Origin of the sequence: Corallococcus sicarius (genome assembly GCF_003611735.1) — a bacterium.
Classification (GTDB): domain Bacteria; phylum Myxococcota; class Myxococcia; order Myxococcales; family Myxococcaceae; genus Corallococcus; species Corallococcus sicarius.
On sequence record NZ_RAWG01000421.1, the window covers coordinates 1 to 6,648 of the forward strand.

The following is a 6,648-nucleotide window of genomic DNA, read 5'->3' on the forward strand; positions in this document are numbered from 1 at the left end:
CAGCGGCGTTCATGAAGGAGTCCATACCTACTTCATGAGTAGGGCGCCGCGACGACAACGCAATGGCGGCCAGAGCGCACAGCCCTCAACGGCTCGCTCCCCTTCGCTGCCCCCTGACACAGTAGTGATAACGAGGCCCCTCATTTTTCCTGAGAATTTTTCGAGCGTGTGGGACCGCCGAGCAAGGTCTCACAGGTCGACTCTTCGGAAATCGGAACCGGGGGGGGCCATGAACCTACCGCAACGGGTCGTGGCGCTGAATCTCCCAGGTCTACGAGTCACAAGCGAGGGAGCGGCGCGGCCCCTGCGGAAACATTGGAGCGTGGGCCACCTTCGGAAATCGCACCCATTTACGGGGGGCGAAGTCACAGCCAACGAAGGACGACCATGTTTGAAACCGTCGAGAATTACCGCCCTCATGTCATCGCGGCGTTGGGCGACGCCGGGACCAAGGGCCTCACCGTGAAGGAGCTGCGCGAGCGCATCAACGCGGGAGAGGAGATCATCCGTCGGACGCTCACCCTCCTTCTGTGCGCTGGCAAGGTGCGCGAGTCCTTCCGCTACACGCCGGGCGCTCGGGGAGCGGTGCCACGGGTCTACGCCCTCACCCAGATCAATGACGCGACGCTGGCTGTCAGCCCTGCGGCCGCCTCGGAACAGGCGGTGACGGAGTGACTGACGCAGCTCTTTTCTCCCTCTCCTCTCTCTCTTCTTCTCCTAAGGAAAAGGAAGTTCTGTCACTCCGTCACGTGCAGAGTGAAAACCCCGGTGACGGAGCAGTGACGGAGCCCCCACGCGTTGAGTGCTCCGTCACATCCGCCATCGCGGCCGGCTGTTCTTCAACCTCCGCGCTCGCATCTTGGGCGGTCTGCCTGACGGACTCGCGGTTCACGCCCGGTGGCCTGGAGGTCGTGACGTTCGGTCCACTGGCCGAGCTTATGACCGCGCTCTGGGAGGTGGCCGTGGATCCGCTCCTGCGCGAGGAGAAGGACGGCCGCGCCATCATCCCCGCCAGGCCGTGCCCACCCCGCGCTGATGGCCTCTACGAAGGCAAGGACGGGCAGCCCACGCCCACGCCCTACCGGCGCAACGCGAACTTCTCCCACGTCGCCCTGGGCATCGTGGACTTCGATGGTGAGACCCGGACCGCGCTTGAGGCGTGGCTTACAAGCCTGCGCCGCCGTGGCCTGTGGTTCCTCGCCTACCCCACGCACTCCTACGGGCGCACGGCGAAGCCCATCCGCTACCGGGTCGTCTTCCCGTTCAGCGAGCCCGTTCCCGTGGGCTCACCGAGCCGCTGGTCAGAGCGTCTGTGGCCGCGCCTCATGCAGTGCGTGGGCCTGGGCGACATGACCGACGCCGCGCTGAAGGCCGATGCATCCTGCAAGGACGTGGCGCGGCTCTACTACCTGCCAAGCTGGGATCCCTGCAACGCAGTGCCACGCCCAGCCCCTGAACATCACCAGGGCCAGCCGCTGGACGTGCAGGCCGAGTTCGGTCCCCTGCTCCGGGAGCCCTTCGCGCGCTACGCCGAACGCCCCAATGAAAAGCAGGTGGACGGCTTGCAAGCGGCGAATCCGAGTGACGTGCGCAAGCGGCTCCAGCGCTTCAAGCGTTCCGACGTGGTGACGGTGCTCGCGCAGATGGACGCGGGCGAAGTGCTCATGCTCGACGGGCAGCGGCACCTGGGCATCAACAAGCTGACCGAGCTGCTGGCCAGGGTGGCCAAGCCTGACGAGAGTTCAGAAAGCATCCTCGAATGCGCGCGCCGCTCGCTTGATGCCCTCGCCCACCTGGAATCCTCGCGCGACGTGTGGGGCGAAGCACTGCGTGGGTTGCGAGGCGCACGCGCCAAGCTCACGCAATGGGAGCGACAGCGGAAGGCTGACCAGGAGGCAGAGCACGCACGATGGCTCCGGGCTCTGAAACTGGTGGCCAATCCGAGCCTCGAAAACGGAGGCGAGCGATGAGCGCGGAGATCCAGCCCGGTAACGCTTCGGCTGACGTCGCCGACAGGGACAGCGCGCTTGCCCAGGTGGCAAAGCTGCCGTTGGTGAAGATCGTTCCGCTGGAGCGCTACCTTGCACGTCGACACGACGGACACGGCTTCGCTCCCGAGTTCCTGACTCAGAAGGCCGCGGAGGACTACCTCATTTTGCGCGGGCTATTGGAGCCGCGCGATACGTGGCCACGTGGGGCCAGCCCGCTAGCGTCCTCGCCGAACGTTCCGGATCTCTGCGTGGGCGTCATGTCCATGGAGTGCCGGCCGCACGCCCCCGCGCTCCTCGTGCGCAAGGACGGGACTTTCGCGGTCAACACCTGGGAGCCCCCTTCGCTCGTACCCGTGCCGGGAACGTGGCCCAACGTGCGCCGCGTGCTTCTCTGGCTCGCGGAGGACGAAGCCGGGCTGGACTGGTTGCTCAACTGGATCGCCTTCAAGGTCCAGCATCCGGGCTCCAGGCCGGGCACCGCCATCCTTCTGCAAGGGCCTCCGGGTTCCGGGAAGAACGTGCTCTATCGCGTGCTGGCGCACCTGCTGGGGCCGTCCAATTGCGTCCAGATTGGAGAGGCGGATCTGGCCAAGCCCTACAACTTCCACTTCGCCACGAAGCTCCTGATCTTCGCCAACGAGCTGCTCGACAACCATAAGCGCGGGGGCTCACTCGGCGACGGGCTCAAGGCGACCATCACAGACGGAGAGGTCTTCCTGGAGAGCAAGGGGGTTGCCCGGACGTCCGCGACGAATCGCGCGGGGCTCCTCGCGGCTACCAACCGGACGAAGCCCATCGAAATCGAAGAGGGCGACCGACGCTGGACGGTGCTCCACAACAGGACCAAGCCCGCCGAGTACACGCACCCGGACCTGGGCATGACGCATCGGGAGTTCTTGGAATCGCTGCACGCTCCAGGAGAGGACGACGCGTTCACGCCTGAGTTCATGCGGCAGGTGGCCGCCTTCGCGCATGACATGGGAACTCGCGCCGTGGACGTGCGACGGGTCCGCCGGCCCCACGTCAACGCGTCCCGCGAGGAGCTTCAGCAACTCAGCGAGCCGGTGACGGAGCAGTTCCTGCGAGAACTCAGCGAGAGCCCAGACCCCGACGCGCAGCTCCGCGACTGGGCGACGACGGGCCCGATGGCCCAAGCGATTCACCGTGGCGGCGCTCAGGTGGGCAAGACCCAGGCGTTCTCGAATGACGCGCTGTATGCGGCGGTCTGCGGCTTCTGCATCGCGGTGGGGCAGAAGCATCCGCCCCAGAAACGGACCTTCCTTGCCGCGCTGAAGACAGCAGGCTGGACCGAGCAGCGCGACAACAGGGCACGGGGCTGGCTTCCCTCTTGGCACCAGCCGGCTCAGGACGCATCACCGCAAGCGGCGAAGGTCGTCCCGCTCACGGGCCCGCGAGGTGTTCACGTCGCGAGCACGAACAACCCGCAGCCGTCCCCCGAGGCAATGCTAGGCCGCGTGCCTCCAACCAACGGGGGCGGGCCGACACGATGACCAAGCCCACGGAAGCGGGGTTCAGCGCACCCAAGTTCCTGACGGTCGACGAGGCCGCAGCGCTCCTGCGCGTGAACCGGAAGACGCTCTACGAGTTGATCCGCCTGACTCAACTCCCAGGCGTGATCCACATCGGCCGATCCATCCGCATCCGCCGCGACGCGCTGTTAGCATGGCGGCCGGGTAACGGCGGTCCTGCGCTCGGAGAGAACCGATGAGCGTCAGACTGCGGAAGTGGAAGACGAAGGAGGGAAAGGTGCAGGAGGCGTGGTGGGTGGACGTGAAGTACCAGCACCCCAGCGGGAAGGTGGAGCGGGTCCGCAAGGCATCGCCCATCAATACCCGGCGGGGCGCGGAGGAGTACGAGCGTCAGGTCCGCCACGCCTTGCTGACCGGGACCTTCGGAAAGGAGAAGCCCACGGAGAAGCGCATCGTCACGCTGGCGGAGTTCGAGCCGCGCTTCATCACGTACAGCGAGAACAACAACAAGGGTTCCACACTGCTCAGCAAGCGGCAGATTCTGGCGGATCACCTCCTGCCGTTCTTCGGAGGCATGGCGCTGGATGCCATCGGCCTCGCGGAGGTCGAGGACTTCAAGGCCGCCATGCGCAAGAAGCACTCGGGCGCGCGGGCACGGAAGGAAGCCCCCTCGCGGGCAGCCCTCCGCTTGCGCAAGGGCTCCGGGCCACCGCCCATGAGCCCCCGGTACATCAACAACACCCTCACGGTGCTGCACAAGCTGCTCACGCTCGCGCAGGAACAGGGCGTCATCGCCCATGTCCCTCGCGTGAAGCTCCTCAAGACGCGGAAGCCCGCTTTCGACTTCCTCACCTTCGATGAGGCCGAGCGGCTTGTCGCCCACGCCGAACCCGCGTGGAGGGCGCTGCTCCTCGTCGCCATCAAGACGGGCCTCCGCGAGGGCGAGCTGATGGGCATCCATTGGAGTGACCTGGACTTGCCGCGCGGCAAACTCCAGGTCCGACGCACCCGCACGAACGGACAGGAAGGCTTGCCTAAGGGTGGCCGCGAGCGAGGGGTGGACCTGCCCGCGTCCGTGGTCGATGCACTCAAGGAGCACCGGCACCTGCGCGGGGCCTACGTGTTCTGTCAGGAGGACGGCCAGCCTCTCACCGACGGCCTGATGCGGCGACCGCTGGAGCGCAGCCTGCTGCGGGCGAACATCACCCGCGAACAGGGCCGCATCGGTTGGCACGACCTCCGCCACACCTACGGCAGCCACCTCGCCATGCGCGGTGTCCCGCTCAAGGTCATCCAGGAGCTGATGGGACACGCCACCATCGAAATGACGATGCGCTACGCCCACCTCTCCCCGGAGACGAAGGAGCGCGCCGTCCAACAACTCGACGCGCCCGCTTCGCAGAATCGCGCCGCTCTGGCCTGACCGCGCCAGAGGGGCACATGGGGGGCACATGACACTCCCCCGACAACGCAGCACCCCGGCAAGCCGTTGAGATTGCTGGCCTTGGGACAGCCGTAGCTACTGGATCGCGAAGATGAGCGTCACCTTCGCCTGCACCGTCTGCTCCTCCGGCTGGATGGGCGTGGTGGGCGCGGCGCGCGACTCGGCCATGTCCATGGCGAAGGTGGCCGGGTACAGGCGCGGCGCTTCCGTCACCGTGCTGGCATCCAGCACCGCGCCCAGCTTCACGTTGAGCGCCGCGGCCAGCACGTCCGCTGACTTGCGCGCGCGCACCACCGCCTGGCGCAGCGCCTCCCCCTGCACCGCTTCCTGGCGGCTCAGCCCGAAGCGCACCGAGTCCACCCGGTTCGCCCCCGCCGCGAGCGCCTTGTCCAACAGGCCGCCCACCTTGGACAGGTCCGTCACGTGGACGCTGACCAGGTTGCTCACGCGGTAGCCCTTGAGCTTCGGCTCCCCACCCTGCGGCGGCGACGGCGTGTACTCCGGGTAGACGTTGTAGTTGCGCGTCTGCAGGTCGCGCTTCGCGATGCCCGCGGACGTGAGCGCCCCCAACACCTTCTCCATCCGCTTCGCGTTCTCCTCGCCCGCGGCCTTCGCGTTCGGGGCGGAGGTCTCCACCGCCACGTCGATGAAGGCCTCGTCCGGCTGCGCCTTCACCTCGCCGGTGCCCTCCACGCGCAGTGTGCGCACCTGGGGATCCACGGGGGGACGGGCCTGCGGGGAGCCGGGCGGCTGCGGCTGCGACTGCGCGGCGGCACTGAAGCCCGCGAGCACCACCAACGTCGACAACATCCTGCGAACGGCGGACATGGCGCCTCCTTCCAAGGGCCGGGGAAACCTCCCGCGTCTAGCGCGAAAGCCCCCCTGCCTCCAGGACGACCCGGGCCCGGCGGACATTCACCGGGCCCGTGACGTCGTGCGCCAGACGGTCTTTTCCATCAGTGCGGCAAGGACTCGCCGCCCGCGTCCATGGACATGGGCACCTCCGGCTTGCGCGCCGGACGCCGCGTGGCCCTGCGCACCTGCGTCTCCGCCTTGCGCCGCGCGCTGCGCAGGGCGTCGCGGCCCATGTCCATCACCGCGGACACCGCGCCCGCCAGCAGGTTGCCCGGCGGCGTGTCCGGCGCGGCCGGGTGCGGGTGCGTGGGCGCCGCCCGCTTCGCCAATTCCAGCGCCTCGCCCACCTGCTTCAACTCCTGCGGCTTGAAGACCTTGCGCACCTCCGGGAAGAGGTACTGCTCCTCCTCGGTGACGTGGGCGCGCACGTTCTCCATCAGCACGTGCACCTTCGCGTCGAAGCGCTCCGCGTCCGGCGGCATCGTGTCCAGCTCCGACAGCACCCACTTCACGACGTGGTGCTCCTCCAACGCGCGCAGCACGTCGTCGGAGAGTTCGTCGGCCCGCGCGCGCACCGCCGGGTAGAAGACCTGCTCCTCGATGGACGCGTGCACCGACAGCTCGCGCACCATCTCGTCCACCAGCTTGCGCTTGTGCGCGAGCGCGTGGTCCCCCGACTTCTCGAACTTGCGGAACAACTGCTCCACCGTCTTGTGGTCCGCCTTCAGCAGTGTGATGGCATCCATCGGCCGTCTCCCTTCCCTCATTCGGGGGCCCGCGCCTCCCCCCTCCCGAATGCCCGGGAGTCCTTCTCCCTGGCGCAGCGCGGCACGCTCCGAATGGTGGGGATGGAGTCCCGCCCGTGCCC

The 6,648-nt window shown here is 67.6% G+C and carries 7 protein-coding genes; 5 read left to right on the forward strand and 2 right to left on the reverse strand.

Annotation, left to right across the window (positions count from 1 at the left end):
- Window positions 1-387: 387 nt before the first annotated feature.
- The 5 genes from D7X12_RS37525 (at window position 388) to D7X12_RS37545 (ending at window position 4,904) form a co-directional block, all read left to right on the forward strand.
- Window positions 388-675 (forward strand): hypothetical protein, encoded by a 288-nt coding sequence (locus D7X12_RS37525; protein ID WP_208719538.1) that lies wholly within the window; start codon window positions 388-390, stop codon window positions 673-675.
- 263 nt (window positions 676-938) lie between these two features.
- Window positions 939-1,970 carry a hypothetical protein gene (locus D7X12_RS37530; RefSeq protein ID WP_120629993.1) on the forward strand — a complete coding sequence of 344 codons (1,032 nt, stop codon included), beginning with the start codon at window positions 939-941 and terminating at the stop codon, window positions 1,968-1,970.
- A complete protein-coding gene (locus D7X12_RS37535; RefSeq protein WP_120629994.1) occupies window positions 1,967-3,502 on the forward strand; it encodes a primase-helicase family protein in 1,536 nt (511 codons plus the stop codon). Before D7X12_RS37530 ends, D7X12_RS37535 begins: the two co-directional genes overlap by 4 nt.
- Window positions 3,499-3,720, forward strand: coding sequence for a helix-turn-helix domain-containing protein (locus D7X12_RS37540; RefSeq protein WP_120629995.1), 222 nt, complete (start codon window positions 3,499-3,501; stop codon window positions 3,718-3,720). The genes D7X12_RS37535 and D7X12_RS37540 overlap by 4 nt, the downstream gene beginning before the upstream one ends.
- On the forward strand, window positions 3,717-4,904 hold the full coding sequence (locus tag D7X12_RS37545; protein WP_120629996.1) for a tyrosine-type recombinase/integrase: 1,188 nt from the start codon (window positions 3,717-3,719) through the stop codon (window positions 4,902-4,904). The genes D7X12_RS37540 and D7X12_RS37545 overlap by 4 nt, the downstream gene beginning before the upstream one ends.
- Window positions 4,905-5,000: 96 nt before the next feature.
- Here the strand turns inward: D7X12_RS37545 and D7X12_RS37550 are convergent, their stop codons facing one another.
- Together D7X12_RS37550 and D7X12_RS37555 are read right to left on the reverse strand one after the other, a co-directional pair.
- Window positions 5,001-5,753, reverse strand: coding sequence for an SIMPL domain-containing protein (locus D7X12_RS37550; protein ID WP_120629997.1), 753 nt, complete (start codon window positions 5,751-5,753; stop codon window positions 5,001-5,003).
- A gap of 128 nt (window positions 5,754-5,881) precedes the next feature.
- A complete protein-coding gene (locus tag D7X12_RS37555) occupies window positions 5,882-6,526 on the reverse strand; it encodes a hemerythrin domain-containing protein (RefSeq protein ID WP_120629998.1) in 645 nt (214 codons plus the stop codon).
- Between the last annotated feature and the right edge of the window lie 122 nt (window positions 6,527-6,648).

What these genes read in the sequence shown, in the direction of transcription:
- D7X12_RS37525 (WP_208719538.1), top strand. Translation starts at nt 388, where the DNA reads ATGTTTGAAACCGTCGAGAATTACCGCCCTCATGTCATCGCGGCGTTG.
- D7X12_RS37530 (WP_120629993.1), top strand. Translation starts at nt 939, where the DNA reads ATGACCGCGCTCTGGGAGGTGGCCGTGGATCCGCTCCTGCGCGAGGAG.
- D7X12_RS37535 (WP_120629994.1), top strand. Translation starts at nt 1,967, where the DNA reads ATGAGCGCGGAGATCCAGCCCGGTAACGCTTCGGCTGACGTCGCCGAC.
- D7X12_RS37540 (WP_120629995.1), top strand. Translation starts at nt 3,499, where the DNA reads ATGACCAAGCCCACGGAAGCGGGGTTCAGCGCACCCAAGTTCCTGACG.
- D7X12_RS37545 (WP_120629996.1), top strand. Translation starts at nt 3,717, where the DNA reads ATGAGCGTCAGACTGCGGAAGTGGAAGACGAAGGAGGGAAAGGTGCAG.
- D7X12_RS37550 (WP_120629997.1), bottom strand. Translation starts at nt 5,753, where the DNA reads ATGTCCGCCGTTCGCAGGATGTTGTCGACGTTGGTGGTGCTCGCGGGC.
- D7X12_RS37555 (WP_120629998.1), bottom strand. Translation starts at nt 6,526, where the DNA reads ATGGATGCCATCACACTGCTGAAGGCGGACCACAAGACGGTGGAGCAG.